Source organism: Pseudomonas sp. FSL R10-0056 (assembly GCF_009600105.1).
Taxonomy (GTDB): domain Bacteria; phylum Pseudomonadota; class Gammaproteobacteria; order Pseudomonadales; family Pseudomonadaceae; genus Aquipseudomonas; species Aquipseudomonas bubulae.
In genome coordinates this window covers 128877-154372 of sequence record NZ_WIWL01000112.1, presented here as the reverse complement: position 1 = coordinate 154372, position 25496 = coordinate 128877, and the positions used below count along the sequence as shown (strand labels likewise).

General features: G+C 55.8%; 27 protein-coding genes and 3 pseudogenes. 14 read left to right on the top strand and 16 right to left on the bottom strand.

What is annotated here, in order from left to right; translation table 11 throughout:
* Nucleotides 1–148: 148 nt before the first annotated feature.
* Nucleotides 149–3166, top strand: a complete 3018-nt coding sequence (locus GHO42_RS06225; protein WP_033992796.1) for a Tn3 family transposase — start codon at nucleotides 149–151, stop codon at nucleotides 3164–3166.
* Nucleotides 3166–3528, top strand: a complete 363-nt coding sequence (gene tnpC, locus GHO42_RS06220) for a Tn3 family transposase post-transcriptional regulator TnpC (RefSeq protein ID WP_017849612.1) — start codon at nucleotides 3166–3168, stop codon at nucleotides 3526–3528. Before GHO42_RS06225 ends, tnpC begins: the two co-directional genes overlap by 1 nt.
* 293 nt (nucleotides 3529–3821) lie before the next feature.
* Here the strand turns inward: tnpC and GHO42_RS06215 are convergent, their stop codons facing one another.
* The 8 genes from GHO42_RS06215 to merT form a co-directional block, all read right to left on the bottom strand.
* Nucleotides 3822–4034: a DUF3330 domain-containing protein gene (locus GHO42_RS06215; protein WP_032805095.1), complete on the bottom strand. Its 213-nt coding sequence runs from the start codon at nucleotides 4032–4034 to the stop codon at nucleotides 3822–3824.
* Nucleotides 4035–4195: 161 nt separating this feature from the next.
* Nucleotides 4196–4432 carry a broad-spectrum mercury transporter MerE gene (gene merE, locus GHO42_RS06210; protein WP_017849613.1) on the bottom strand — a complete coding sequence of 79 codons (237 nt, stop codon included), beginning with the start codon at nucleotides 4430–4432 and terminating at the stop codon, nucleotides 4196–4198.
* Nucleotides 4425–4787, bottom strand: coding sequence for a mercuric resistance transcriptional repressor MerD (gene merD, locus GHO42_RS06205; protein WP_017849614.1), 363 nt, complete (start codon nucleotides 4785–4787; stop codon nucleotides 4425–4427). The genes merE and merD overlap by 8 nt, the downstream gene beginning before the upstream one ends.
* Nucleotides 4784–5203 (bottom strand): hypothetical protein, encoded by a 420-nt coding sequence (locus tag GHO42_RS06200; RefSeq protein ID WP_017849615.1) that lies wholly within the window; start codon nucleotides 5201–5203, stop codon nucleotides 4784–4786. Before GHO42_RS06200 ends, merD begins: the two co-directional genes overlap by 4 nt.
* A gap of 20 nt (nucleotides 5204–5223) precedes the next feature.
* The gene (merA, locus tag GHO42_RS06195; protein ID WP_031633059.1) at nucleotides 5224–6903 is read right to left on the bottom strand and encodes a mercury(II) reductase; all 1680 of its coding nucleotides are present in this window, start codon (nucleotides 6901–6903) and stop codon (nucleotides 5224–5226) included.
* 32 nt (nucleotides 6904–6935) lie between these two features.
* Entirely contained in the window at nucleotides 6936–7370 is a 435-nt protein-coding gene (merC, locus tag GHO42_RS06190; protein WP_003131881.1) for an organomercurial transporter MerC, read from the bottom strand.
* Between the two features lie 12 nt (nucleotides 7371–7382).
* Nucleotides 7383–7661, bottom strand: a complete 279-nt coding sequence (gene merP / locus GHO42_RS06185; RefSeq protein WP_003131880.1) for a mercury resistance system periplasmic binding protein MerP — start codon at nucleotides 7659–7661, stop codon at nucleotides 7383–7385.
* A 13-nt stretch (nucleotides 7662–7674) separates the two neighbouring features.
* On the bottom strand, nucleotides 7675–8025 hold the full coding sequence (merT, locus tag GHO42_RS06180) for a mercuric ion transporter MerT (RefSeq protein ID WP_023102385.1): 351 nt from the start codon (nucleotides 8023–8025) through the stop codon (nucleotides 7675–7677).
* A 199-nt stretch (nucleotides 8026–8224) separates the two neighbouring features.
* Here merT and GHO42_RS06175 point away from each other — a divergent pair, with 199 nt between their 5' ends.
* On the top strand, nucleotides 8225–9493 hold the full coding sequence (locus GHO42_RS06175; RefSeq protein WP_153325966.1) for a site-specific integrase: 1269 nt from the start codon (nucleotides 8225–8227) through the stop codon (nucleotides 9491–9493).
* Nucleotides 9494–9681: 188 nt separating this feature from the next.
* Here the strand turns inward: GHO42_RS06175 and GHO42_RS06170 are convergent.
* Nucleotides 9682–9883 (bottom strand): annotated as a pseudogene (locus GHO42_RS06170) (transposase); the annotation flags it as partial.
* 251 nt (nucleotides 9884–10134) lie between these two features.
* Here GHO42_RS06170 and GHO42_RS06165 point away from each other — a divergent pair.
* On the top strand, nucleotides 10135–10380 hold the full coding sequence (locus GHO42_RS06165) for a hypothetical protein (RefSeq protein WP_153325967.1): 246 nt from the start codon (nucleotides 10135–10137) through the stop codon (nucleotides 10378–10380).
* A 103-nt stretch (nucleotides 10381–10483) separates the two neighbouring features.
* Here GHO42_RS06165 and GHO42_RS06160 read toward each other — a convergent pair whose 3' ends face one another.
* A complete protein-coding gene (locus GHO42_RS06160; protein ID WP_153325968.1) occupies nucleotides 10484–11356 on the bottom strand; it encodes a patatin-like phospholipase family protein in 873 nt (290 codons plus the stop codon).
* A gap of 175 nt (nucleotides 11357–11531) precedes the next feature.
* On the opposite strand from GHO42_RS06160, the gene GHO42_RS06155 reads away from it, so the two are divergent.
* The 3 genes from GHO42_RS06155 to GHO42_RS06145 all read left to right on the top strand — a co-directional run bounded on the left by GHO42_RS06155 (nucleotide 11532) and on the right by GHO42_RS06145 (nucleotide 13280).
* Nucleotides 11532–12170 (top strand): cytochrome b/b6 domain-containing protein, encoded by a 639-nt coding sequence (locus tag GHO42_RS06155; RefSeq protein WP_153325969.1) that lies wholly within the window; start codon nucleotides 11532–11534, stop codon nucleotides 12168–12170.
* Nucleotides 12167–12943, top strand: a complete 777-nt coding sequence (locus GHO42_RS06150) for a molybdopterin-dependent oxidoreductase (RefSeq protein ID WP_153325970.1) — start codon at nucleotides 12167–12169, stop codon at nucleotides 12941–12943. The genes GHO42_RS06155 and GHO42_RS06150 overlap by 4 nt, the downstream gene beginning before the upstream one ends.
* A 70-nt stretch (nucleotides 12944–13013) precedes the next feature.
* On the top strand, nucleotides 13014–13280 hold the full coding sequence (locus GHO42_RS06145; protein ID WP_153325971.1) for a pentapeptide MXKDX repeat protein: 267 nt from the start codon (nucleotides 13014–13016) through the stop codon (nucleotides 13278–13280).
* Between the two features lie 333 nt (nucleotides 13281–13613).
* Here the strand turns inward: GHO42_RS06145 and GHO42_RS06140 are convergent.
* Nucleotides 13614–13867: pseudogene (locus GHO42_RS06140) on the bottom strand (helix-hairpin-helix domain-containing protein).
* A 238-nt stretch (nucleotides 13868–14105) separates the two neighbouring features.
* On the bottom strand, nucleotides 14106–14762 hold the full coding sequence (locus tag GHO42_RS06135; protein WP_178114905.1) for a glutathione S-transferase: 657 nt from the start codon (nucleotides 14760–14762) through the stop codon (nucleotides 14106–14108).
* Nucleotides 14763–14953: 191 nt separating this feature from the next.
* On the opposite strand from GHO42_RS06135, the gene GHO42_RS06130 reads away from it, so the two are divergent.
* The gene (locus tag GHO42_RS06130) at nucleotides 14954–15517 is read left to right on the top strand and encodes a TetR/AcrR family transcriptional regulator (RefSeq protein ID WP_178126927.1); all 564 of its coding nucleotides are present in this window, start codon (nucleotides 14954–14956) and stop codon (nucleotides 15515–15517) included.
* A 106-nt stretch (nucleotides 15518–15623) separates the two neighbouring features.
* Here GHO42_RS06130 and GHO42_RS06125 read toward each other — a convergent pair whose 3' ends face one another.
* Nucleotides 15624–16433, bottom strand: coding sequence for a CHAD domain-containing protein (locus GHO42_RS06125; protein ID WP_153325973.1), 810 nt, complete (start codon nucleotides 16431–16433; stop codon nucleotides 15624–15626).
* 285 nt (nucleotides 16434–16718) lie between these two features.
* Here GHO42_RS06125 and GHO42_RS06120 point away from each other — a divergent pair, with 285 nt between their 5' ends.
* Together GHO42_RS06120 and GHO42_RS26010 are read left to right on the top strand one after the other, a co-directional pair.
* A complete protein-coding gene (locus GHO42_RS06120; protein ID WP_153325974.1) occupies nucleotides 16719–16985 on the top strand; it encodes a hypothetical protein in 267 nt (88 codons plus the stop codon).
* A gap of 337 nt (nucleotides 16986–17322) precedes the next feature.
* A pseudogene (locus GHO42_RS26010) lies at nucleotides 17323–17580 on the top strand (integrase); the annotation flags it as partial.
* 406 nt (nucleotides 17581–17986) lie between these two features.
* Here the strand turns inward: GHO42_RS26010 and GHO42_RS06115 are convergent.
* From GHO42_RS06115 to GHO42_RS06105, 3 genes are all read right to left on the bottom strand, one after another.
* Nucleotides 17987–18994 (bottom strand): zinc-binding alcohol dehydrogenase family protein, encoded by a 1008-nt coding sequence (locus GHO42_RS06115; protein WP_153325975.1) that lies wholly within the window; start codon nucleotides 18992–18994, stop codon nucleotides 17987–17989.
* A gap of 135 nt (nucleotides 18995–19129) precedes the next feature.
* Nucleotides 19130–20197, bottom strand: coding sequence for an NADPH dehydrogenase NamA (gene namA / locus GHO42_RS06110; RefSeq protein ID WP_153325977.1), 1068 nt, complete (start codon nucleotides 20195–20197; stop codon nucleotides 19130–19132).
* 140 nt (nucleotides 20198–20337) lie between these two features.
* Nucleotides 20338–20760: a helix-turn-helix domain-containing protein gene (locus GHO42_RS06105; protein WP_153325979.1), complete on the bottom strand. Its 423-nt coding sequence runs from the start codon at nucleotides 20758–20760 to the stop codon at nucleotides 20338–20340.
* Between the two features lie 234 nt (nucleotides 20761–20994).
* On the opposite strand from GHO42_RS06105, the gene GHO42_RS06100 reads away from it, so the two are divergent.
* From GHO42_RS06100 to GHO42_RS06085, 4 genes are all read left to right on the top strand, one after another.
* Nucleotides 20995–21858 (top strand): NmrA family NAD(P)-binding protein, encoded by an 864-nt coding sequence (locus tag GHO42_RS06100; protein ID WP_153325981.1) that lies wholly within the window; start codon nucleotides 20995–20997, stop codon nucleotides 21856–21858.
* Nucleotides 21859–21935: 77 nt separating this feature from the next.
* Complete coding sequence (locus GHO42_RS06095; RefSeq protein WP_153325983.1) at nucleotides 21936–22925, top strand: zinc-dependent alcohol dehydrogenase family protein; 990 nt, start codon at nucleotides 21936–21938, stop codon at nucleotides 22923–22925.
* 380 nt (nucleotides 22926–23305) lie between these two features.
* Nucleotides 23306–24586 (top strand): ABC transporter substrate-binding protein, encoded by a 1281-nt coding sequence (locus GHO42_RS06090; protein WP_218575996.1) that lies wholly within the window; start codon nucleotides 23306–23308, stop codon nucleotides 24584–24586.
* On the top strand, nucleotides 24583–25485 hold the full coding sequence (locus GHO42_RS06085) for a branched-chain amino acid ABC transporter permease (protein ID WP_153325985.1): 903 nt from the start codon (nucleotides 24583–24585) through the stop codon (nucleotides 25483–25485). Before GHO42_RS06090 ends, GHO42_RS06085 begins: the two co-directional genes overlap by 4 nt.
* The last annotated feature ends 11 nt before the right edge of the window (nucleotides 25486–25496 follow it).

Here is a 25496-nt window from a genome sequence, read left to right as displayed (position 1 = left end):
GGTTATGCCGAGATAAGGCAAAAATTAGGACATTCGTTCTGCAAGATATTGAACTAAAAGGAAATTTATTGAGTTCTTGATTGCTGGTCATCCCCCGCCTGACTAGCCGTCTATGCTGATGTTTTGCCTTACTTGGGGGATGAACTCAATGGCTTCGGTGGAAAGGACAGCCTACCCGCTCTTGCCCAGTCAGTTGCCAGCTAAGGAGCTGCATCGATGCTATTCCCTGTCTGATTCAGAGATCGAATGGGTCAATAACACCGCTAAGAGTCCAGCGCTATCGATTGGGCTGGCAATCCAACTAAAGGTGTTTCAGCAGCTACACTATTTTGTTCCGTTCGAGGAGCTTCCTCAGGAGCTCATCAGTCATGTCCGACAATGCCTTCGCTACGGCGCACGAATAGCTCCGCGCTACAGCAACCCCCGCACCCTTTACCGACACCAAGCGGCGGTTCGGCAGTACCTGCAGGTTACACCCTTCTATAGCAGCGACGGGCTAGCGATCACTGAGGAAATCGCACGTGACTGCGCTGTAGTGCTTGAGCAGCGAGTCGATCTCATTAATGCCATGCTTGATGAGCTGATTCAGCGTGGCTATGAGCTTCCGGCTTATTCGACGCTCAACAACATCGCAGAAACCGCTTTGGCGAGTGCTCAGGAAGTTACCTTCAACCTGATCGTGCTCCGAGCGCCAATCGAGGTGATCTACAAGCTAAAGGAGCTGCTCGACACGGATTTCGGGCGTCGGCAGAGTGACTTCAACGCACTCAAGCAGGCACCCAAGAAGCCTTCCCGCAAGCACCTGGAGGTGTTGATCGACCACCTGGCGTGGTTAGAGAGCTTCGGAGATCTGGATGCCATTCTTGAGGGGGTCATCGATGCTAAGATCCGCCACTTCGCCACCCAAGCCGCCGCGTCGGACGTCGCCGAGCTGAAGGACTGCTCGCTGCCGAAACGCTACACACTGATGCTGGCCTTGATCTATCGGATGCGGGTGCGAACTCGGGATCACCTGGCCGAGATGTTCATCCGACGGATTTCGACGATCCACAAACGCGCCAAGGAGGAGTTGGAGCAAATCCAGGCGCGGCAACGCCAGAAGCTGGAGCAACTGGCGGCCACCCTGGATGGCGTGGTGCAGATTCTTGTTCAGGAACCGGATGACCAGGAGGCTGGCAGTCTGATCCGGGAATTCCTCTCTCCCGATGGCAACCTGGATCGGTTGCGCGAGACTTGCGCCGAAGTCCAGGCTACGGGCGGTAACAACTACCTGCCGCTGATCTGGAAGCACTTCAAGTCCCATCGCTCGCTGTTGTTCCGTCTGAGCCACCTTCTTCAACTGGAACCCACGACTCAGGATCGCTCACTTATCCAGGCGCTTCAGCTCATCCAGGACAGCGAAAATCTACACCGCGAGTGGATCGACGAGCATGTCGACTTGTCGTTTGCGTCGGAGCGCTGGGTTAAGGTCGTGCGTCGTCCTGCCAGTGAAGGGCCACCTACCAACCGGCGCTATCTGGAAGTCTGCGTGTTCTCTTACCTGGCCAGTGAGCTGCGCTCGGGTGATATGTGCGTGCTGGGGTCGGAATCTTTCGCCGACTACCGTAAGCAGTTGCTGCCCTGGGAAGAATGTTTCCATCGTCTACCGGCCTACTGCGAAAAGGTGGGGCTGCCTGGCACGGCGAAGGAGTTTGTCGCCTCCCTCAAGATTCAGCTGGAGGAAACCGCGCAGCATCTGGATGAAAAATTCCCTTCTTGCCGAGGTGACGTATCGATCAATGAAGCCGGCGAACCGGTGCTACGCCGAGTGATAGCGCGGGACATCCCGCCTTCGGCCATCTCGCTACAGACGGCGCTTATGCAGCGCATGCCGGCCAGGCACGTGCTCGACATCATGGCCAACATTGAGCATTGGATTCAGTTCACTCGGCATTTCGGGCCGATGTCCGGCAACGAGCCAAAGCTCAAAGAACCGGCCGAGCGCTACCTGATGACGATCTTCGCCATGGGCTGCAACCTTGGCCCCAACCAGGCCGCACGGCATCTGGCCGGTAATGTCACGCCGCACATGCTGTCCTATACGAATCGCCGCCATCTCTCGCTTGAGAAGTTAGACAAGGCTAACCGCGAGCTGGTGGAACTCTATCTGCAACTTGACCTGCCCAAGCTCTGGGGCGATGGCAAGGCGGTGGCCGCGGACGGTACGCAGTTCGACTTCTATGACGACAATCTGCTGGCCGGCTACCACTTCCGCTATCGCAAGATGGGGGCCGTGGCGTACCGACACGTGGCCAATAACTACATCGCGGTGTTCCAGCACTTCATCCCGCCTGGTATCTGGGAGGCAATCTATGTGATTGAGGGGTTGCTCAAGGTCGACCTCAGCGTCGAACCCGATACGGTGTACTCTGACACCCAGGGCCAGTCGGCCACGGTGTTCGCCTTCACTCATCTGCTGGGCATCAATCTGATGCCGCGTATCCGCAACTGGCGCGACCTGGTGATGTGCCGGCCAGATCGCGGCGTTTCGTATAAACACATCAACCGTCTGTTCACCGACACCGCCGACTGGCACCTGATCGAAACCCACTGGCAGGATCTGATGCAGGTCGCGTTGTCAATCCAGGCCGGCAAGATTTCCTCACCTATGCTGCTGCGCAAACTTGGCTCCTACAGTCGGCGCAACAAGCTCTATCATGCCGCGCAAGCGCTGGGCAGCGTGATCCGGACGATCTTCCTACTCAACTGGATCGGCAGCCGCGAGTTGCGCCAGGAAGTCACCGCCAACACCAATAAGATCGAGTCCTACAACGGCTTCTCTAAGTGGCTGTCCTTTGGCGGTGACGTGATCGCCGAAAACGATCCGGACGAGCAACAGAAACGCCTGCGCTACAACGACATGGTGGCCTCGTCGGTGATCCTGCAGAACACCGTGGACATGATGCGCATCCTGCAGAAGCTCGCCCGTGATGGCTGGCAGTTCACTGACGACGACGTATCGTTTCTCAGCCCCTACCTAACCAGCAATGTCAAACGTTTTGGGGAGTTCAACCTGAAACTCAAACGCCCACCGGAACCCTGGATCAAGGATTCCATTTTCCAGCAGGCTGCGGGATCAATGCGTGCGAAACAGATGTCTGACAGCAACGTTGAGGTGACGAACTGATGCATATCCCGCCAGCTTCGTTCCGCGTGACACCTTATGGGGACGTCGATACCAAGGTACTCGACTCTCTGCGTGCAAGCTACGACACCGCTCAGTTGCTCAACTTGGTCGACCGGCTGGATGCCTGCCTTGCTGAAATCGGAGGGGTCGGCAGCATTCGAGAAGACTTCCTACGCCTGCATGGCATGGCCATGACGGTACTGGAAGGTTTCCCCCTCACTGTGGCTACCAGTGATGTCGACAGTATTTGGGCGCAGGCGATGGCCCTTCAAGAGGATATTTCTGCTTTATGTTCATGCTTGCAGGCGGGTTCTAAACACGTTGCTCCTTTGGCAGCGCTTGCTCCTGACTATCAGGACTAGACTATTCGTGCAAATGGGCTGCCGGCAGACTGAATACAATGGAGGTGCAGAGTAAAACTGATGCTGCAGGACTGACGAGTAACTCTATAGCATCGCTGTACTGTGGGGTGAATTTGACTCTGGGTAGCCGGTTTTGACGCCCTGTAGGCACGCTGCCATCCTCCCGGGCATCGGCCTAGATAAAACTACTGACGAAGCCTTCGGGCTTACATTAGCCACGAGCGGACTTGCATTAAATCTCAATGGACTCACGCTTTCTAAAAAAAACCAGAGCCACTTTCCAGAGGCAAAGATTAGTCGTCGTGACGGGTACTGACCTCTGGTGTGCAGGGGTGATCAGGCTCGGATGCCGCTCTCTTATCCGCGCGCGATATGAAGCGCTGATAGCATTCAAGGCCACAGAAGTGCACGACGTACTCGGTACCTTCCGGCGTCAGTGCGGCGTCAAGGGAAATTTCCTTGCAACATTCGCAGCAACTGATAGTGGGGGTGTCGTTTGCGTTCATGATGGGGTTTCTCCATCGTCCAAGAAAACCTAGTAACTCTTCCACACCTGCGATCGAACCTGCGCGCAGATCGACCTGCGGCTGGCAGTGCAGCAACAATTCCCAACGCTCCCAAGCCTGCCGCAACTCGGCAGCGGAGACCGCGCCGTGCTCCGAGCGGGTCACGCCCGCTTCCGAAAGGCCCGTAGAGCCGCTCTCAGGAAGAGGACGAAGAGAACCGTCAGCACGAGCGTCGCGAGGCTCCAATGCTCGCTGACGAAGGCCCCGGCCGCAGTCCCCGAGAGCAGTAATGCCAGCACCGGCAGATGGCAGGGGCAAGTGAGCGCGGCGAGCACACCCCACGTGTAGGCGTGCCAGCGGGGCATCTTGATTGATTCGGATTGGTTGGTATTACGCATGGGTGTGACCTTCGATGGCACGATGAGTCAGCCCGGCCAACTCCGTTTTCACTGCGTCTAAAGCTGCCAGCCGGGTCGCGATTTGCCCTAGCAAGCGGTCGATACACCCGATCACATCGGTACTATCGTCTGCATCGAGCGCTCGACAGAGCCGCGCCAATTCGTCGAGCCCGATACCGGACTCAAAGGCGGCACGTACGAAGCACAGCCGCGCCAGGGACCGCTCATCGAAAATGCCGTAACCGCTTTCCGTGCGCCGCGCGGGGTGCAGCAAGCCGCGCAGCATATAATCTCGGACTATATGGACACTGACGCCCGCGTCCTCGGCCAATCTGGATATGGAGTAGGCATTCATCGCCGACACTCCCGACCTTCACCGCAAACTGGGGCGCTCAGATATTTCCTTCCGGCTAGGCGCTCAGGTAGCCAGATGAGCAACGGTGCAGCTCCCAGAGCCAGTAGCAGCCACAACCTGGAGAGATGCTCGCCGTTTTGGTCAAACACATAAGCCAATAGCGCACCAACTGCGAGCAACAGGAAGTGAGGCCCCGTTATGTAGCAGTGAAGGCGGCGACAACGCGTGGCGTTGACCAGGCAGGCGCCGCCCATCACGGCCAGCGCGGCGCCTGCTGCCAGGAACAACGCGGGGCGTCGATTAGACAGAACAATCGCTATCGTCGCCACGACGGCAGGCAGGCCCCAGAAGCTGACCAACTGCCATGTCTTGCGTAGGCTGTCGCACCTACCGAGATCGTCTGCCGTGTTGCTCATGTTTCAACCTCCCTCTCTCATTACCCTGCGCAGCAGGACAATTGTTTGACGTCTTTGTTAAAGGTCTGTGCGGCGAGTTTCAGTCCCTCGACCATCGTCAGGTAGGGGAACAACTGGTCAGCCAATTCCTGCACGGTCATACGGTTGCGGATGGCGAGTACCGCCGTCTGGATCAGTTCTCCTGCTTCCGGGGCCACAGCCTGCACTCCCAGCAGTCGGCCGGAGCCCGCTTCGGCAACCAACTTGATGAAACCCCGCGTGTCGAAGTTGGCCAACGCGCGCGGCACGTTGTCCAGGGTCAAGGTGCGGCTGTCGGTTTCGATCCCGGCGTGCTGCGCTTCGGCTTCGCTGTAGCCGACGGTGGCCACTTGCGGATCGGTGAACACCACGGCCGGCATGACGTCGAGATTGAGCTTGGCCTCGCCGCCGGTCATGTTGATTGCCGCGCGGGTGCCAGCCGCTGCCGCGACGTAGACGAACTGCGGTTGGTCGGTGCAGTCGCCGGCCGCATAGATATCCGCTGCGCTGGTGCGCATGCGCTCGTCGATCTGGATGCCGCCGCGCTCGTCCAGCTGCACGTCGGCCGCTTCCAGGTTCAGGCCCTGGGTATTGGGCGTGCGGCCGGTGGCGACGAGCAGTTGGTCGGCACGTAACTCACCATGGTTGGTGGCCAGTACGAACTCGCCGTTGGCGTGGGACACCTGGCTGGCTTGCGTTTGCTCCAGCACTTCGATGCCCTCCATACGGAAGGCCTCCGTCACCGCCGCGCCGATGGCCGGGTCTTCGTGGAAGAACATCGCACTGCGTGCCAGGATCGTGACCTCGCTACCCAGCCGGGCGAAGGCCTGCGCCAGTTCCACTGCCACTACGGAGGCGCCGATCACGGCGAGCCGCTTAGGGATTGTATCGCTCGCCAGTGCCTGGTCTGAGGTCCAGTACGGCGTGTCTTTCAGTCCTGGAATCGGTGGAACGGCCGCGCTTGCGCCGGTGGCGACCAGGCAGCGGTCGAAGGCTACGATGTGCTCGCCACCCTCGGCCAGTTTCACGCTGAGCGTGTGGCCGTCCTGGAAACGGGCGGTGCCGCGCAGCACGCTGATCGCCGGCGTGCTCTCCAGGATGCTTTCGTACTTGGCGTGGCGCAGTTCGGCGACACGGTCTTGTTGCTGCGCGAGCAGACGTTCGCGTAGGACGGTCGGCGTCATGGCGGAAAGCCCGGCGTCGAACGGGCTCTCGCGGCGCAGATGGGCCACATGCGCGGCACGAATCATGATCTTGGAGGGCACGCAGCCCACGTTGACGCAGGTGCCGCCGATGATGCCGCGCTCGATCAGGGTGACGCGGGCACCGCCTTCCACCGCCTTGAGCGCGGCCGCCATGGCGGCGCCACCACTGCCGATGACCGCGACGTGGAGCTTGTCGCCCTCTTTCCCGGCGTCAGTGCTGCTCAACCAACCCCGTGCCTTATCGAGCAGGCCAGGACGGGCTTGTACCATGGCGTCTTCGAACGCCGCTCGATACCCCAGGGCCTCGACAGCGGCCTGCATCTGCTCACGGCTTGCGCCCTCGTCGACCTTCAGTTCGGCCTTCCCGCTGGCGTAGGAAACATCCGCCCGATGCACGCCCGGAATCTTCTCCAAGGCCTCTTTCACATGCACGACACAGGAGGCGCAGGTCATACCAATGATTTTCAGTTCGGTCATTTCGTTACTCATTAGATCGTCTCTTGTCAGGTTCACTGGTTTGGCGGCGTCGGACAGGCATCCGGCCCACAACGGCGATGAGCGGGCGACACGAGATCCCATATCGACACCCCAAACATGAGGGCCAGGCCGATATAGAGCAGCCAACCGCTCCGCCAGCCATAAGCCCGCATAAAAAATACCGCTGCCAGTACCAGGGTAGGACCGATCAGGCCGAGCGCAGTCCGTCGCCACTGCCGATGATTGAGCCAGCCGAGGGCATTGACGAGCAGAGCCAGTCCAGCAAACAGAGGCAGCAGCGTGGTGATGAACAGGCCTTCCCACTGGCTCAAAAAGCCCAGACCGAACGCGGCCCCCAGACTAGCAAGGGCGGGAAAGCACATGGCGCAGCCTATGGCAGAAATCAGCACGCCGACGGAGCCGGCTTTGTCACCGATCCGCGTGAACAGATTGAGAGGATTTGCCATCGGAAGTCCCTCCTATTGCTTGACGCTGGACGGATAGCCAGCGTCCTCGGTCGCCTTAGTCAGCGCCAGGGCATTGGTCTTGGTATCGTCGAAGGTGACGATGGCCTCGCGGTTCTCGAAACTCACCTCAGCCTTGGTCACGCCATCGACCTTGGTCAACGCCGTCTTCACCGTAATCGGGCAGGCGGCGCAGGTCATGCCCGGCACCGCCAGGGTGACGGTCTGCGTGGCCGCCCAGACGGGTGTGGCGACCAGGCTGGCGAGGGCTAAGGATGCGAGCAGTTTTCTCATGGTGAACTCCTGATCAGTAGAACAAGGGAAGGATGTAGGGGAAGCCGAGCGCGACCAGCACCAAGGCCGCCACCAGCCAGTACAGCAGCTTGTAGGAGGTACGTACCTGAGGGATGGCGCAGACCTCGCCCGGTGCGCAGGCTTGAGCGGGGCGGAAAATGCGCCGGTAGGCGAAGAACAGCGCCACCAGTGCCGCGCCGATGAAGAGCGGGCGGTACGGTTCCAGCACGGTCAGGTTACCGATCCAGGCCCCGCTGAATCCCAGGGCGATCAGAACCAGCGGCCCCAGGCAGCAAGCCGAGGCGAGGATGGCGGCTAGCCCGCCAGTGAAGAGCGCCCCGCGCCCGTTTTGAGGTTCAGACATACGCTTGCCCTTTCAAATTTTTTTTGGGGACCCCGATAGCTTGTAATGGAGTTCCACTGCATTCCACAAATTCCTTAAATAACAATTACTTGAGGGAAATATCAATCCACTGCCGCCTGTCTAAATCCAGTGGATTCCAGAGCTCATGGGGGCATAATTGGGGGCAAATTTCGGTTCCTTAAAAAGGATGCCCCCACCGATGCCGCCAGATATTGATACTGCTTTCAAACGAAAACTCAGCGATGCCTTCATCCGCTCGCTGACTGAGCCCGGCAAGCACGCCGACGGCGAAGTGCCTGGCCTCTACTTGGAGGTGAGAACGTCGAGCAGGGCCGGTAAATCCCCGTCCAAATTCTGGCGCTTGAAGTATCGGCTGCATGGTAAGGAAAACCGCTTCTCCATTGGCGCTTACCCTGAAATCGGTCTGAAGGAGGCACGCGACATTGCCCGCGGCGCACGCCGCGACGTAGCCAACCACATTGCTCCGCTCAAAGCCAAGACCGCGAAGATAGGGGCACAGCTGCTCAACGAAGAGCGCACCTTCGGGTATGTGGCCAAACAATGGTTAGCATTTAAGTCTGCGGAACTGGTGCCCAAATCCATCTCGGGGTTTAGTGGCGCACTTAATAACCACATCTTGCCCGCTATCGGCAATAAACCGGTCAGCGAGATCAAGCTGGAGCACATCACCACAATCATCACGGAGCTGCGCCGTCAGCGCATCATGGCCATGGCCCGGCGCGTACGCACCATCATCCGTTCCATTCTGGGCTTTGCCGAAGGTCGAGGCTGGGTGGAGCGCAACGTGGCGCTCAGTAACACTGAGGAGCTAAAGATTCGCCATGTCGTGACCAGCAACCCGGCGATCGAAAGGCCCGCCGACCTGGGCAGGTTTCTTCTACGTCTGGATGACTGCAACGATGGCAGCGTTGCGACCGCGATGCGCCTGCTGGTCATGTTGCCGGTCCGTCCTGGCGAGCTAGTAAAGATGCGCTGGGAAGACGTTGACCTGGTCGGCGCCGATTGGCGTTACGTGGTCAGTAAAACCAAGCACTTGGACAAGAGCAAGCACATCGTGCCGTTACCAGAGCAAGCTCTGGTCCTGTTACGCGAGCTAAGTAAAACCCGCGTGGTGGACGAAGAAGGCAAAGGATGGGTGTTCTCCTCGCCGATTTATCCAGGTCGTCCCATTAATCCGACCTCCATGCTCAAGTCCTTTCAGCGTATCTGGCCAGATTACGACATCACTGCCCACGGCTTTCGCGCTACCTATCGGACTATTGCTCACGAGCACTTGGGTATTGACCCCATCGTGCTCGAACTGTCGTTATCCCATCGCATGCCAGGTGCGCTTGGAGCTGTGTATGCGCGCGCGCAACTGCTGGTACAGCGCCGGGAGGCGGCTCAACAATGGGCTGACTATTTAGACCTTCTGCGGCACAGCGCAGCTCAAGAGAGGAAAGACTGACGACACAGAGAAAACAATCAGAAGATTTGAGCTGGAAACGACTCTCGCATCTTACGTCAGCCCCATTGAAATCTGAGGGGTTTCCCTTCTTGCTGAAGCAGGGAACGACTCAGCTCTGGATTTGTTTTTGGCGCGTACCAAAGACCAAGAAGGAAAGATTCCATCGCTACGCCAATGAGTGTTGCATACAGACCTTGGCAAAGTACGCGGCGGCCCTTTTTAATATGTCTGGCTGTTCAGTGACGCGCTTGAGTTCCGCGCATGCAGATCATTATCCTGCTGCCGTTCTTCTTCAGGTTTGCTGTAGCGCTTTATCCAGGCATAGAGGCTATGCGTCGACACGCCAAGACGGGCCGCTACCTCAGCGAGAGGCAGTTTCTTTTCGGTCACTTGATTGACTGCTTAGATTTTGAATTCTTCGGGGTGACGTGCGTGGCTCATGGCACCTCCTAATTGGCCTAAGTTTAAGGCAAAGAGGTGTCTACGAAACCCGGGGCGATTCAAGATGACAGTCACACGGCGTTATTGCAAGTCTTGCTTGGCGTTAGAAAATAGCCACTAATCTGATATCGCCAATCTGTCTCATTTCTGTCACACAAGCCCCGTAGCGTTCGCTGGCCAAGATGCTGGAGGGTGATCTTATGAATGCAGAGAGCCGTGTAAAAATTCGACGTTTAGCTGCAAACGCAGACGTCCGAAAGAGGGTGATCGGTGCTTTCTGGAGAAGTCAAATGCTGGTGCGGCAGACGGCGGAATACAGGATTGCGCTTTTGCACCGATATCCTGCTGGATTGGTAAACGATGCTGAAATGGATGCCTTGCTGGAAAGCTGGCCCCGTCATCGTACCCACCTCCTCGCACATACCAATTCTGCTGCGGCGACTTAATTACCTCTCTGCGATTTCCCGGGGCTCTTAACGTTGAGCAAGCGCGTTCGCTTGGAGAGACTTACACCAGAACCGTTTTATACGTTTGTTTGCGGTGCTCAACTCATTCATCAGCAAAATGATGAGTATGCGCCAGCAACGAATCGGGTATACCGTCGCGAATCAAACCACCCTGCTCTATCCAGTCCTGGGTCGATTGATAAGCACGTTGGAGAAGCTGATCGGTCTGGTTGAAGTCGAACACTGAAGCGTCCAGTGGGCACAACGGCGGGACGACATGGATGGCGGCGCGAGCGCGGTACAACTCGATGTCACGCACCAGTTGACGCATGCTCATCAAGTTGAGCGTGTGCAAGGCCAGCGCAACGAGTCCACTGGGCGGACAGGGGCAGGCACAACCGAACCCGGTGGGCAGCACCAGAACCCGATTTGCACCCAATGCCACCGCGCTGGCAATTGGCGTGTTGCTGCTGACACCGCCGTCAACCAGGAACTTTTCGCCGACTCGCACGCTGGGAAACACCAGCGGAATTGCAGCACTGGCGAGCAACGCCAGTTCGGCACTGCCACTGGATAAAAGCTCTTCGGCACCGCTTAGCAGATTGGTGGTGACGATATAAAGCGGCAACTCGGTATCTTCAATCCGCTTGACCGGCAGTGATCTGCTCACCAAACGATGCAAGGCGGATGCACTCAGCAAGTGCCCACGACGATTCAGAATGCCCTTGATTGTGTCGAACGCCGAGAACGGGAACACATCCGACTTGCGCAGACTGCGCCAGAAGTCTGCAAGTTCGCTTACGCCTTGGGCATTCGGTCTCGCGGCGAAGTAGGCACCGTTGATGGCGCCGACCGACGCGCCCACCACTAGGTCGAACACGATGTCAGCCTCAACCAGAGCCTGCAGCATCCCGACCTGAACCGCCCCCAAGCTGCCACCACCGGCCAGGACAAGTGCTGTTTTTGCAATTGGCATGACCGTGCCCTCACCTCATCGCCCTCTTCAGGCTACAAGCCTAGCTGGCTGGCAGCCGATATCACGAGAATGATTACAGTACGCTCCGCCCATACTCAAGTGAGGCGTCGTGCTCCAGGTTAGCGTCTACACTCGATCTAGGTTATGACGTTATTCAGATTTGGAGCTTCCTCCAATGCCCGGCGCGCCTGAAACGACCAATACCAAAAAGCTGAATCCGAAAAACAGCCATCCTCGCTGGTTGAGGCTGACCCATTGGCTGAACGCCTTGGCAGTGTTGGTCATGGTCATGAGCGGATGGCGTATCTACAACGCCTCTCCCCTCTATGGTTTTGATTTTCCCAAGTCGATCACCTTGGGCGGATGGCTGGGTGGCGCGCTGCAATGGCATTTCGCAGCCATGTGGTTGCTGGTGGGCGTCGGTCTTTTTTACTTACTTCTCAATCTTTTTAGCGGCAGGCTGTCGCGACGTTTTTTCCCTGTATCACCCAAAGGCTTTTTTCATGACCTGTGGTCTGCTCTCCATGGTCGGCTGGGGCATGACGATATAAGCCATTACAACCATGTGCAGCGCGTGGCGTATCTGTTCGTGATTCTCGACATTACCGTTCTGGTGATTTCCGGGTTGGTGTTGTGGAAGTCAGTACAGTTTCCGCTACTACGCGAACTGCTGGGCGGCTACGACATAGCACGGCACGTGCACTTCATTGCGATGTCTTTACTGTTGGCGTTCATCGCCGTGCATTTGGTGATGGTCGTACTGGTGCCGAAGACTTTATGGGCCATGATTGTCGGCCATAAGGAGCGCGCATGAGCAAGCGCCCAGAGTTGGATGAATCGGCCATTTTGAAGGACGCACGAAAGATTATTTCGCTCAAAGTCGAAGATCGTTCAAGACGTGCCTTCCTGCTGCGTAGCTTGACCCTCGGCGGGGTGGCGATGTTGTCCGGCTGCAACATCTCCGATAACGATCAAGTTGAAACGGCGCTGTCGTCCATATCGCGCTTAAATGACAGAGTGCAGAGCTGGCTGTTCAATCCGAACGCCATGGCTCCCACCTACCCTGAGTCGATGATCACACGGCCATTTCCCTTCAATGCCTTCTATGGCATCGACGAAGCGCCAGCCGTCGATGAAGACAGCTACCGTCTGGAAGTCTCCGGCATGGTTGCCGACAAGCACAGCTGGAGCCTTGAGGAGCTGCGCGCCATGGCGCAGACCGAGCAGATCACCCGACACATTTGTGTCGAGGGCTGGAGTGCCATTGGCCGCTGGGGCGGTGTGCGCTTCAGCGATTTCCTCAAGCACGTGGGTGCTGACACCGATGCCCGGTACGTCGGCTTCAAATGCGCCGACGACTACTACACCAGTATCGACATGCCCACGGCACTGCATGCTCAGACGCTACTAACGCTGACTTACGACGGTGCTGTACTACCGCGTCAATATGGCTTCCCGATGAAACTGCGCATGCCGACCAAACTTGGTTACAAGAACCCGAAGCACATTCAAGCGATTTTCGTCACCAACACCTACCCCGGTGGTTACTGGGAAGACCAAGGCTATAACTGGTTCGGTGGTAGCTGACACCCGAGGCAACCTCATTGCGCGGCATGGGCTGCGCTTTTTCGCAACCTGAGTCTCAAGGAGCTTCACTATGAAAAGGTTAACTACTGCAATCCTAGGTGTTTGCCTGGCAGTGGGCGTCGCCGGTGTACACGCCGAAGATACGATGAGCAATGACACGATGAAGAAGGACACGATGTCCCAAGACACGATGAAAAAGGACACTATGAAGAAGGATGCGATGCACAAGGACACGATGAAGAAAGACAACATGTCCAAAGATTCAATGGGCAAAGACACGATGAAAAAAGGCAACATGTCTAAAGATGAAATGAAAAAAAATGACATGTCCCAATAACGACATTGTCAGAGACGGCTGTTGGAAGGCCTACCTTGGTGGGCCTTCTAATTTCCAATCGATAATGTGTTTCGCTGCCATGAAAATTGTCGAGTTTTAAAGATTCGAAATCTGTCAGGGCCAAAGTCGTGCAGCCCTGCTAACTCGAAAAGCTCCTTACTGAATGGATCAAGGCTCTCAACGCCCTTACGAGCAATGCTGGTCTCGAGAAAGATATCGAGTTCAAAGCCATGCAAAACGACTGTCTGTATCCTGCTCCAAATGCCCCGTTCATTTACTGCCAAAAATCACTTTGAGATCAGTAACCGCAGAAGAACCCTATAGTTCCAAAAGTCAAAAACAATCTACGCTTGGCTGGGAGCTTTTTGCCAGCTCTATAGCAGCGTTAATGGCCGCCCGAGCTTGGGGCTGTTTTTCCAACAGGTAGACCCTACTGCCGCCGATGCCAAGGTCAAGATATCGCAAGCATCCGCTTCGCTGAGGATATCAAGGGAGTCAAATCCAATTTGCTCAAGACGAGCGATAACAGCTGGCCCTACACCCTTTAAGGCCAACAAAGCTTCCTTTTCCTTCGTTGTAAATGGCATCCGTAAACTCCTGTTCTCGGGAAATTAAAATCCTAAAGTTTGCACGACTGTGGAACTCATCTCAATCGTTCACCTCCCTGTCTAATCGTACTCATCAGCCCATCGGCTATATCGGGAAAGGCATACTAATTCGATATAGCGTAGAGATAAGTAAGAAAACCTGATCTAAAAACGATAAACTATAAACAAGTGTATCCGCCACCGATATGGAGATGGCGGATACCGAGTCCGTTAGCTATCAGCTCTTAGGAGCACCTTGGTCAACCAAAGCGCGCCAAGTCTTGTAGCTCGGACGCTCTTGCATTCTTGCATACCAAGCACGCAACGCTTCACATTCTTCAGGAACTGGCAGTTTCACCAACGACGCGAAGATCATCCCGCCGATGACAGCGATGTCCGCCATCGAAAACTTGTCGCCGGCAACATAGGACTGTTGCTGAAAGAGCTTGTCGAAGTAACGCATACCTCGGGTCGCTTTTTCTCCCATCTTTGCCCCCCATTCGGCGTTCTGGTAAAGCTCGACCTTTGGCCCAAGTCCCGGCGTTGCGTGATGGAAGTAAACACTGACCGCGTCGAGGAATTCGATTTCCGCACGCTTGGTCATCATGTGGATCAGACCTTTCTCAACGGGCGTTTCCCCGGTCAGGGTCGGGTTGCCATCCAAGCTATCCAAATATTGGGTGATGGCGGTGCACTCAGCGATCCGTGTTCCATCCTTCAGCTCAAGCACCGGGAGGGTGCCGGAGTAGTTGATCGCCAAAAATTCAGCCTCTTTGTGCTCCCCAGTCCAGAGATTCACCGAAACAAACTCAATCTTCGGCAACATGCCTTTTTCGGCAAGTGCGATACGCACTCGTGCTGGGTAAGGGCCATCAAACCAGTCATAGATCTTCATTGGAGAGATGGTAGAGACGTCATCGAGTGGTTGTGAGGTAGTCATGAGATATTGCCTGCCTGTCAGTTGGTAGGTTGAGATTGCGCCGGAATTTTCTTGCCGTCAACCCCCTACCTGTCAATTGGCAGGTTGGGACGAAAGGAGTACGATCAGCGGTACATCCAGTGGGATTCAGTTGAGGAAGGTGTGACGTGAGCGAGAATGCTCGAGAGCGAATCCTGGCAGCGGCTAAATCTGCAGCCCAGTTACACGGTTACGGCGGGATTAACTTCCGTAGCATTGCTGAGGAGGTAGGTATCAAGAATGCGAGCATTTACTACCATTTCCAAAGCAAAGCTGACCTCGGTGCAGCCGTTGCGCAACGGTATTGGCAGGAAACGATGGAGGCGCTCACTAACCTCCGGCTTTCCCACACTGACCCGAAGCGGTGTCTGCAGCTCTACCCATCGATTTTCCGCAAGTCCCTAGAGAACAGGAATCGGTTGTGTCTCTCGAGCTTTATGGCCGCCGAGTTCGAAGACCTCCCTGATCAAGTGTCCAAGGAAGTTAGGGCATTCGCAGACGTGAACGTAAAGTGGCTTGCAGACGTTCTCTCTGACAGCAAATGGGGTGATGCTAAAAGTTGTGAACGACGCGCCCTTGCGATCTACACCGCAGTGGCGGGCGCGCAGCTCATAGCTCGAACCAGGGAGGATATCTATCTGTTCGACGATTTGATTTCAAGCTATCAGGAAGCAGGGTTAATTCCCGCTTGAACGTCTAACCCAAGGTCACTTAAACGCCAGCCCCCAACCTGGCAACGAACTTTCCGCAAAGCCTTGGCGATGGCCGATCATTCGCACGCGAGCTGCCTCTGGGCGATCATCCAGGCATGAAGTGTGTCGATACACGGCGCGTATTTTTGCCTGACGATTTTGGCAGCAACTTCGCCAATTCAGCTAATTGGGCCTCAGCTTTCTCTAACGCCGTTGCGGCGCAGCGCTGCCAGACCTCCGCCAGTGGTTGCAGATCTGATTCGACCGATGCTTTTTGACACCACTGATAATGGTCGTGCCAGGCACCCAGAGCCGATTGAAGGGCCTTGAGAGAACTCGCGGCCTTACTCGAAAGCGGTGACAGTTTGGGAAACGCCTCTGTCAGGTAGCGGGTTCGCTTGACCAGGATTCTCAACTCGTGCCGATCTGATTCAGAGTCATCTACCGCCGCATGCAATCGATCAATCTGCTTTGTCAGCGCCTTTGCGATTTGACGCTGGACATGCTGCAAACCGCCGTTGATTTCAGCCAAGCGAAAGGCTGAAGGCCACTCATCCAATTGAATGAACAGGTTCTTGAGAGCTGGGCTTTTTAGAAATTTGAGGTAGTCCGAATCCAGCTGCGCCTTCCTGAACTGCGCCTGGTCAGGAAAGCCCCTCTCCTCTAGTTCTTCGATCAATACCTCAAGATCGCGAGCCGGCGTGGTCAGCCTTCCCACTTCCGCCGCAGCATTATTCAACGCAGTGGCTTCGCTCATCGAACGCATCGGTCGGAGTAGGCTCCGGATGCGCCTCACAGAGATTCTGAGGTCATGCAAGGCTTCGCCATCAGTCCTGGCCTCCAATCGTGCACGGGAGTGATACAGGGCGACCTGAAGGGTCAGTATCTCAGCAACGAACTTGTCAACGAAGGACATGCAGTCATCTCTTTGAAGCGCTATGGATACGAGCTTAGCAGACGCGCTATTCGCCAAATATTGGCCCTGCTCGCGATTTGATAAGGTCGTCAATGACCGAGCCTCAGCGCATTGACCTCTACCGTGCTCGGCTTCGCGCAGTGCTACAGCGATTACTCATTATAGGCTACTATTTTGTTTCAGTTTTAAGTCTGGCGCGTTCAACCGTACAACCCCGCGTCGACCGATCTAACTACCGCCTGATTCAAATAGAACGTGACGAAATCGCCCTACAAGGATGTTGCTATGAATTCAACGCTAGACGTAGTTCGTGCTCAAATGCAGGAGGCAGAGCCGGTATTGAAGCAGCTCGATGTGGAGCTCGAAGCTATCAACTTTGATCCCTTTACCCCGTCCAGCGTGGACGCAGCCATCGATAGGGTCGCGGCAGTCATAGATACCCTCCTGGTGAATTTCAGAGGCAATCCGATACTCAGTCCGCTAGCCGACCAGTTGAAGTCTCAATATCGCGACGCGATTCAACACCAGGTTGATTCAGCTCAAGGAGGGTGAGTTGACAGTGCCCTGGCGTTGCTGGAAGGCTTGCTTTGCCTTAGAGAATTGCCACTAATCTAATATCGCCTCCCTGCCTCATTTCTGTCACACAACCCCGGTAGCGTTCCCTCGCCAACACGCGGGAGGGGTGATCTTACGAACGCAGAGTGCCGAAAGAAAATTCGATTCCTCAACGCGAAAGCAGGCTCACGGAAGAGAGTTATCGGCGCGCTCTGGAGGAACCAGATGCAGGTGTTGAAAACAGCGGAATACAAAATCTCGCTTTTGCAACGGTATCCTGCTGGGCTGATATACGACGCTGAAATTGAAGCATTGCTGAAAAGCTCGCGCTCTCATTGTACTAATGCGCTCAGAAGACGTCGACCTAGTCGGCAACGATTGGCGTTCCGTCCTGAGTAAGACGAGGTACCTAGAAAAAAGCAAGCACATCGTGCCGTTGCCCGAGCAAGCCCTAGTCCTGTTACGCCATCTAAGTAAAACCCGCGTGGTGGATGAAGAAGAAAAAGGGTGGATGTTCGTCTCACCGATCTATCCAGGTCGCCCGGCTAACTTGGCCTCCATGCTAAAGTCCTTTCAGCATATCTGGCCCGAGATAGCCTGGGTCTTATACCCTCATCCCGGGCCTGAGGCTGACTACGAACACAAGTTCACCTGGCTGTTAGTGACGGCAAAGGCTAAGTTCGAATCTCTCGGCGGGGATGCTGAAAAAGTCCCGGCATTCTTTTACATCGCACTGTCAAAGTGCTGTGCCTGATTTCCATGGACGCGCCAACCTTGAATGAGGCCGATATTCAAGTTATCGAGGGCTTCTTCTGCAAGAAACCGAATCAGGTGAAAGCGCTGAAAAGGCGGTTCGCGAAACACCGCGCGGCCTGATCAGCCCGGCAAGCACCGAACCTCGTCGAAGAAATGCGGCGCTTCCAGATTTCCCACCCAACGTACCTCTGTTCAACCGCCGTGCTTCCTACCTAGTGGGAGAGGCGGACGGTGTAATGAGATCAGAAACCCTCAAGTACGATCTTGCCTATGGTCTTCTGACTTTCGATGAGAGCGTGAGCTCGACGCAGGTTGGCAGCCGTGATCTTTCCGAGATTTTCCCCGACTGTCGTCGTCAATACGCGCTGGTCAATCAGATCGGACACACGATTGAGCAGCTCATGCTGCTTGATCATATCCGGCGTCTCGAACAAAGCACGGGCGAACATCATTTCCCAATGCAACGATATCGCCTTCATCTTTAGCGGCATGACGTCGAGGATTTCGGGATCGTCAATTGCCGCCAGCTTGCCTTGCGGACGCAGAATTTCCGCCAGCTGCGGCAGGTAGACATCGGTATGGGCCAGGCTCGCTACATAGCTAACTTGGCTGATCCCGAGCTGTTCCAACTGCGAAAGCAAAGGCTGGCTGTGATTGATCACGTGGTGAGCGCCAAGCTGATTTATCCAGTCACTCGTTTCAGACCGTGAAGCTGTTCCAATAACTGTCATTTTGGTTAGCTTGCGAGCCAATTGGACGAGGATTGAGCCCACTCCGCCCCCAGCCCCCATGATGAGTAAACTGTTCCCCTCTCCACCCCCTTCAGCAACGCCAAGGCGGTCAAAGAGCAACTCCCAAGCGGTAATAGACGTGAGAGGTAATGCCGCTGCTTGAGCTGCATTGATGGTTTTAGGCTTATGACCAACGATACGCTCATCCACGCAGTGAAATTCGCTGTAGCTACCAGGACGCACAATAGAGCCTGCGTAGAAGACCTCGTCGCCGACTTTGAACAGCGTTACATCAGCGCCGATCTCACGGACTACTCCCACTGCGTCCCAACCCAGCACCTTGGGTTCAGTGGTCGCGGAGCCTGCCCTGATCTTGGTGTCGACAGGATTGACTGAGATGGCCTGCACCTCCACCAATAGATCACGCGAGCCTGGAGTTGGCCTTGGCAGATCCATGTCCATCAGCGAATTGGGGTCTTCGATTGGCAGACCATGTTGAGTGAATGCAATGGCTTTCATGTTATTCCTTCAAGTCGGTAAGGAGCCGCTTCAACAAAGAAAACGACCTGGATAAATTCGGATGGAGAAAACCCCTGAACGCTGCGTGGCGCATCAGGGGTAAATTGGATCAAGCCTGTTGTACTTGTGGGCAGATCAGCTTTCGGTCATTGGTGCTGATGGCACCGGCGGTTGGCTGCGCTGCCATACCGATCCATAACGGGTGTATTGCGGAGGAACCGGGATAGCCGTTCGCAATTCGTCTGCGGCGGTGCGGGCCCAGAAGGGGTCTCGCAGCATGTCCCGGCCAACCAGAACAATGTCTGCCCGACCGTTCTGTACGATTTCTTCAGCCTGGCGGCCGCTTTCGATCAGACCGACGGCGCCTGTCATGATCCCAAGCTCACGACGCAGCAATTCAGCCGCTGGAACTTGGTAGGCAGGGAAAGCCTTTACCTTCACCATAGCGATACCGCCTGACGAACAGTCGATGAGGTCTACGCCCTGCTCCTTCATCCATTTGCCGTAGATGAGGAAGTCTTCAGGTGTGTTACCGCCTTCGGTGTAGTCGGTGGACGAGATCCGGACGAACAATGGGCCTTTCCACTCGGAGCGAACGGCATCGATCACTTCACGGACGATGCGATAGCGGTTCTCATGGCTGCCACCGTATTCGTCGGTGCGATGGTTCGCGAGTGGCGAGAGAAACTCATTGAGCAGATATCCGTGGGCAGTGTGCACTTCCACTACGTCGAAGCCCGCCTCATGAGCACGGCGTGCGCCTTGTCGGAAAGCCTCTACCACCTGCTTGATTCCTGCCAGATCGAGTGCCTGCGGCACAGGTGAATCGGCAGTGAACGGGATGGCCGAAGGTGCGATGGATGGGCCTGGGATACCCAACTGACGGCCTGCATGCCCCAACTGGCAGCCTGCTTTCGCCCCAAACCGCTGAATAGTTTTGACTAGCTCGGCTAACCCTGGAACTTGGACGTCGTCCCAGATCCCAATATCGCCAGGGCCAATCATTCCATTACTCATAATGGCAGTGGTTTCCAGAAATACGAGACCTGCGCCACCAAGGGCTCGAGCACCGTAGTGCACGGTATGGAAATCCGTAACGCATCCATCATCATCGGCTGAGTGCATGCACATTGGTGACATCGCAATCCGGTTGCGAAGTGTCAAGCCACCGATGGTTACTGGTTCAAAAAGTTTTGCGGACAAAATCAATACTCCGAGGGTTGTTCAGGGCTAGGCTGGAGTTCTCGATCCAGTCAAATGCCCGTTTGCAAACAAGCCTATCGGAGTGGGCAGAAACGTAAATACTGCGAAAATTTGCATATAGTACGCTTAAGCGTACTGCCCTACCCTTGCTCTTCAGCTAAGAACGGTGCATCTGATTTCAGCCCTGCAGCTTCCTCGTCCGCTCTCATCTGCGCCGCTGTGGTCATACCCCGACGTTTCAACCAGGCATCTCCCCAACCGCATAATCCCAAGATGAAAGGCTCAAGGCTCCGACCTTCGTCGCTTAGCGAGTATTCAACTTTAGGTGGTACCACTGGGTAGACCTTGCGTACCACAAGTCCATCCTCCTCCATATCCCGAAGCTGCTTGATCAACAATCTCGGCGGTACGCCGGTAAGGCGCCGTTGTAGCTCATTGAATCGATGCGTGCCATCCAGCAGCAGGTGGTAAAGGATGACCCCCTTCCACTTGCCGCCCATTATGTGAAGCGCGGCTTCGATGGAACACCCCGGTGCGCCGTCATAGTTCCTAAGCTTGGTCATACATCATCCTCAGTTGGGTAGTACGCTTTTTGGCACTACGTGCAAATAAATGCCATATACGCGGTGATGATCATAACTTTAACATGCGCATGTCGAGTGAGCGCAATGGCCCGCCTCGCTTCTCAAACGACCGAAAATGATGGGCGAATACACGCTGCAGGTCGGCGGCCGTGAGCGGCCGACCAAGGTTTTTCTCGTTGAGATTCATGTTGGTATTCATAATTGGGGGTGCAAATGTTTGCAGTTATGGGTGTAACTGGCCAAGTTGGCAGAGCTGTTGCCAACGCATTGCTGGATGCCGGGGAGCAGGTCAGAGTGATCGTCCGGGATGCTGCCAAAGGTGCGGTATGGGCTGATCGCGGGTGTGAAGTCGCCGTCACGGATAATCGCAATATACCGGCCATGACACGGGCGCTGACTGGTGTGGACGGTGCATTCATCCTGATGCCACCCAACTATGACCCCTCACCTGGTTTCCCGGATACCGTCGAGGCAAACCGCTCGGTGCGTGAAGCCCTGGATAAGGCGAAACCAGCGAAAGTCATCGTGTTGTCTACGGTAGGCGCCCACGTCGAGCGCGAGAACCTGCTCAACAATTTGAAGATGTCCGAAGAGAGCTTTCGGACACTGAACCTGCCAATCACCTTTCTGCGTGCGGCATGGTTTATGGAGAACTCATCCTGGGACTTGAGCGACGCTCGCGTCGGCAACATCAACAGTTTTCTCCAGCCTGCCGACCATCCCATTCCCATGATTGCTATCCGCGACATTGGCACCACGGTTTCGCAACTGCTGCATGAGGACTGGGACGGGGCAAGGGTTGTGGAACTGGAGGGCCCATCACGTTATTCCGCCAAGGACATCGAAGATGCCCTCTCACTCGCATTCGGTCATCGAGTAACTACCAACGTTATACCTCACTCCGAATGGGAGCCACTTTTCCGATCCCAAGGGGCTACCAATCCCCTTCCCCGCATTCAAATGATCAATGGTTTCAATGAAGGGTGGATTGATTTCGAAGGCGGCGGTATCGAGATGCGCAAAGGTTCGACAACGTTGAACGAAGCCATCTCCCAATTGGTTGCAGAGCGGGCGTAATAGCCGGCGCAACCCTTCAGGTCGGCGCATACGTCCAGAGCGAGTATGTGTCCGCCCTTTATCTTGAGGAATTCATTATGTCCAAAGTCGTCCGCTTCCACCGCATCGGCGGCCCAGAAGTGCTTCAGATTGATGACGTTGATGTGCGTAGCCCAAAAGCGGGAGAGGTTCGTATCAAGGTTAAGGCTCTTGGCCTCAATCGAGCAGAAGCGATGTATCGGCTCGGCCAGTACACCTTTACCCCTGAGATGCCCGCCACTCTCGGTTACGAAGCAGCCGGTACAATCGAGAGCGTTGGGCCTGGTGTCACCGAGTATGCTGTGGGCGATGAGGTGAATGTAATCCCCGCTTTCTCGTTCGCAGACTACGGCATGTACGGCGAACTCGCTGTTGCCCCGGTGCACGCCTTAGTTCGTCAGCCAGCAGGAATGACATCCGTAGAAGCTGCCGGCACTTGGATGCAGTTCGTTACCGCATACGGTGCTCTGGTTGATATCGGGAATCTGCAGAAGGGTGACACCGTTCTGATTCGCGCAGCGTCGAGCAGCGTAGGGTTGGCGGCCATCCAGATTGCAAACATTCTGGGGGCAGTTCCGATCGCGCTAACCCGCACCAGTGAAAAGCGCCAAGCCTTGTTGGACGCGGGAGCCGCCCACGTTATTGCGACACAGGAACAGGATCTCGTCTCCGAAGTGAACCGGATCACCGCAGGCGCAGGTGCCCGCATGGCGTTTGACCCAGTGGGCGGACCAGAGGTAGCCAATGTCCTGCGAGCACTCTCCTACCTCGGAATTTTCTTTCAGTACGGAGCGCTCGATACAGCAGACATGAGCATCCCTGTGATGGAAGTGCTTGGCAAAGATCTGACCATTCGTGGATACCAGTTGTTTGAAATCACTCAAGACCCCGAACGTCTGGACGGCGCTAAAGCATTCATCACCAAGGGCCTGCAATCCGGCGCGCTGCGTCCATTGATAGCAAAGGTCTTCCCGCTTGCTCAAATCGTCGACGCCCACCGGTTCATGGAGTCGAACGCACAAATTGGCAAGATAGCTATCGAGATCTAAGATCTATTCTTCCCCGTCTGGTGGCTTCGTCGCCAAATAGCACCATATCGATGTTACTAAAGCCGGACGGGGACTTTAAGCCGGCATTAATTGCCCATAAATGCTTTAGCCCTCACACGTGTTTAACCCGACTTTCTAAGCAAGATCCCACCCTATCCCAAAGCCGTAAAACTACCCTGAGACCCGAATGCGCGCTGGGAGCCGCCTGTGCGTTATGCCGCGACGCGTTTTGTTTTGCTAAACGCCCTCTTACCAAATTGCAAATTCCTTAAACGGCCTCCCCAGCGCATCCTCGGCGCATAGCTTCATAAAAACAACAAAAGCCGATCGAGATACCTCCTATGTCCCCATCCAGACTCAAGTTGATGTGCGTGCGGATCATGACCAGTGCGGTTGTGGGTCTTTCTACGTTAACTGCATACGCCGAAGGCGATAAGCCTGACTCCGTCAAAATCGGCATCACGACATTTATGTCCGGCTCCGCCTCAGTCTTTGGCATGCCGGCTAAGGCTGCCGCCGAGCTCTATATAGAAGAGCTCAACTCAGCCGGCGGTATTGATGGCGTCAAGGTAGATCCTGTTTACGTTGACGAGGGCGTAGGGGGTGATCGGCTTTTATCTGAATACCGCCGGGTCGTGCAGGAGCAGGGTGCGAAGGTGATGATCGCCTCAATCTCCAGCGGTAACTGCAACACACTCGCCCCCGTCGCTGAAGACCTGAAGGTTGTGAACATTCTCTGGGACTGTGGGACAGAAAAAGCACTCGAAGGCCATTCATACAAATATGTCTTTCGCACCCAGGCAAACGCAGTGACCGAAATGGTTGCCAGCGTCCTTTACTTGCTAAAGGTCAATCCTGATTTCAAAACCATCGCAGTCGTAAACCAGGATTACGCATGGGGCCGAGACTCATGGGAAATCTTCAGCGCTGTGCTGAAGCAACTCAAACCAGACGTGAAAGTCGTTGCTGAGCTGTTCCCCAAATTCGGAGCTTCTGATTTTTCTGCCGAGGTCAGCCGACTGCAGGTCTTGCGACCAGACATCGTGCTCACCACCTCGTGGGGAGGCGACCTGGATACCTTCGTACGCCAAGCCAGCCAGAGAGGCCTGCTGAAGACTTCTAAGTTTTTCCTGGCCCTGGGCGAAACCTCACTTGAGCGCCTTGGCAATACGCTGCCTGATGGCGTCCTGATTGGTGCGCGCGGCGATCATTACTTCTTGAATCCTCAATACGCCAAGGATGCCCGGCATCAGGCGTTCGTCACCAAATACCACGAGCGTACGGGCACCTACCCGATCTACTCTGTGTACCACATGGTGCAGGCGCTCGACGGCATGAAGGCGGCCTACCTGAGGGCGATCCAGGCCAACGGCGGCAAATGGCCCAATGAGGAACAGCTGGCCGACGCCTTCAAGGGGCTCGAATTTCGGGGGCTGACCAGTCAGATCCGCATACGCCCAGAAGACGGGCAGGGACTGGAATCTCAGCTCTTTGGCATCACCACCTCAAGTCCCGACTACAAATTCAAAGTTTTGAAGGACATCGTGATTGTCCCTGCCGACAAGATCACGACCCCGCCAGGTGAAAAATCTCCTGAGTGGGTCAAGACCGTGACGCCTGAGTTGCTTGACCAGGTTCAACCTGTGAGCGCCTTGCAATGAGCCGGGATATTTTCATCCTGGCCATGCTAGACGGCATGTCCTACGCCGGGTTGCTGTTTCTGGTTGCACTGGGGCTGACCTTCATCTTTGGCGTAGTGCGCATCCTGAATGTGGCACACGGAAGCCTCTACGCGTTCGGTGGCTACGGTTCAGCTTCCCTGGGGCTATGGCTTGGGCAGGGACCGGAATCTGCAGTGACATCCGTACTACTGCTGGTCACAGGCGCTATCGCGGTAGGGATCGTACTGGGAACGGTGCTGATGCTGTTGCTCAGGCAGTTCCAGGATCGCGACCCGATTCTCCAGCTCTTGGTGACCTTCGGCGCCTTCATGATGTTTGAGGACCTGCAAAGGATGATCTGGGGGACGCAGCCTTATTTTGTGGCGGATGTCGTCAACCAGATGGGGACATCTGAACTGATGGGCGTGGTGTACATGAACTACCAGTTGCTCTTCGTCCCAGGCGCGGCGCTGGCGGTCTACTTCCTCCTCAAGTGGTTCCTGAACAGCACTCTGATGGGACGGCAGATCATCGCAGTCACCCATGACCGAGAAGTGGCGACAGCCCTTGGCATCAACGCACGGCGCATAGCCTATCTAACTTTTGTTGTCGGCGAAGTCCTGGGGGCCTTGGGCGGAGCACTGGCTTCACCCACCACGTCACTGGTGCCAGGCATCGGCGCGGACATGATCGTACTGTCGTTCGCGGTCGTCGCAAGTGCCGGTCTGGGTCAAATAACGGGGGCCCTGATTACCGCCCTGCTGATTGGGTTGTCGCGTTCTTTCTGCGTGTACCTTGCACCCGAATTTGATGTCGTCATGCCCTACCTGATCATGGTTCTGGTGTTGCTGGCGAGGCCTCAAGGCCTGTTCACTGTTGTTCAGGCGAGGAAAATCTGATGCGCTCTCTC

Excerpts from the sequence above, each read along its gene's own strand:
- GHO42_RS06225 (WP_033992796.1), top strand. The coding sequence starts at position 149 with ATGGCTTCGGTGGAAAGGACAGCCTACCCGCTCTTGCCCAGTCAGTTG.
- tnpC (WP_017849612.1), top strand. The coding sequence starts at position 3,166 with ATGCATATCCCGCCAGCTTCGTTCCGCGTGACACCTTATGGGGACGTC.
- GHO42_RS06215 (WP_032805095.1), bottom strand. The coding sequence starts at position 4,034 with ATGAACGCAAACGACACCCCCACTATCAGTTGCTGCGAATGTTGCAAG.
- merE (WP_017849613.1), bottom strand. The coding sequence starts at position 4,432 with ATGCGTAATACCAACCAATCCGAATCAATCAAGATGCCCCGCTGGCAC.
- merD (WP_017849614.1), bottom strand. The coding sequence starts at position 4,787 with ATGAATGCCTACTCCATATCCAGATTGGCCGAGGACGCGGGCGTCAGT.
- GHO42_RS06200 (WP_017849615.1), bottom strand. The coding sequence starts at position 5,203 with ATGAGCAACACGGCAGACGATCTCGGTAGGTGCGACAGCCTACGCAAG.
- merA (WP_031633059.1), bottom strand. The coding sequence starts at position 6,903 with ATGACCGAACTGAAAATCATTGGTATGACCTGCGCCTCCTGTGTCGTG.
- merC (WP_003131881.1), bottom strand. The coding sequence starts at position 7,370 with ATGGCAAATCCTCTCAATCTGTTCACGCGGATCGGTGACAAAGCCGGC.
- merP (WP_003131880.1), bottom strand. The coding sequence starts at position 7,661 with ATGAGAAAACTGCTCGCATCCTTAGCCCTCGCCAGCCTGGTCGCCACA.
- merT (WP_023102385.1), bottom strand. The coding sequence starts at position 8,025 with ATGTCTGAACCTCAAAACGGGCGCGGGGCGCTCTTCACTGGCGGGCTA.
- GHO42_RS06175 (WP_153325966.1), top strand. The coding sequence starts at position 8,225 with ATGCCGCCAGATATTGATACTGCTTTCAAACGAAAACTCAGCGATGCC.
- GHO42_RS06165 (WP_153325967.1), top strand. The coding sequence starts at position 10,135 with ATGAATGCAGAGAGCCGTGTAAAAATTCGACGTTTAGCTGCAAACGCA.
- GHO42_RS06160 (WP_153325968.1), bottom strand. The coding sequence starts at position 11,356 with ATGCCAATTGCAAAAACAGCACTTGTCCTGGCCGGTGGTGGCAGCTTG.
- GHO42_RS06155 (WP_153325969.1), top strand. The coding sequence starts at position 11,532 with ATGCCCGGCGCGCCTGAAACGACCAATACCAAAAAGCTGAATCCGAAA.
- GHO42_RS06150 (WP_153325970.1), top strand. The coding sequence starts at position 12,167 with ATGAGCAAGCGCCCAGAGTTGGATGAATCGGCCATTTTGAAGGACGCA.
- GHO42_RS06145 (WP_153325971.1), top strand. The coding sequence starts at position 13,014 with ATGAAAAGGTTAACTACTGCAATCCTAGGTGTTTGCCTGGCAGTGGGC.
- GHO42_RS06135 (WP_178114905.1), bottom strand. The coding sequence starts at position 14,762 with ATGAAGATCTATGACTGGTTTGATGGCCCTTACCCAGCACGAGTGCGT.
- GHO42_RS06125 (WP_153325973.1), bottom strand. The coding sequence starts at position 16,433 with ATGTCCTTCGTTGACAAGTTCGTTGCTGAGATACTGACCCTTCAGGTC.
- GHO42_RS06120 (WP_153325974.1), top strand. The coding sequence starts at position 16,719 with ATGAATTCAACGCTAGACGTAGTTCGTGCTCAAATGCAGGAGGCAGAG.
- GHO42_RS06115 (WP_153325975.1), bottom strand. The coding sequence starts at position 18,994 with ATGAAAGCCATTGCATTCACTCAACATGGTCTGCCAATCGAAGACCCC.
- GHO42_RS06105 (WP_153325979.1), bottom strand. The coding sequence starts at position 20,760 with ATGACCAAGCTTAGGAACTATGACGGCGCACCGGGGTGTTCCATCGAA.
- GHO42_RS06100 (WP_153325981.1), top strand. The coding sequence starts at position 20,995 with ATGTTTGCAGTTATGGGTGTAACTGGCCAAGTTGGCAGAGCTGTTGCC.
- GHO42_RS06095 (WP_153325983.1), top strand. The coding sequence starts at position 21,936 with ATGTCCAAAGTCGTCCGCTTCCACCGCATCGGCGGCCCAGAAGTGCTT.
- GHO42_RS06090 (WP_218575996.1), top strand. The coding sequence starts at position 23,306 with ATGACCAGTGCGGTTGTGGGTCTTTCTACGTTAACTGCATACGCCGAA.
- GHO42_RS06085 (WP_153325985.1), top strand. The coding sequence starts at position 24,583 with ATGAGCCGGGATATTTTCATCCTGGCCATGCTAGACGGCATGTCCTAC.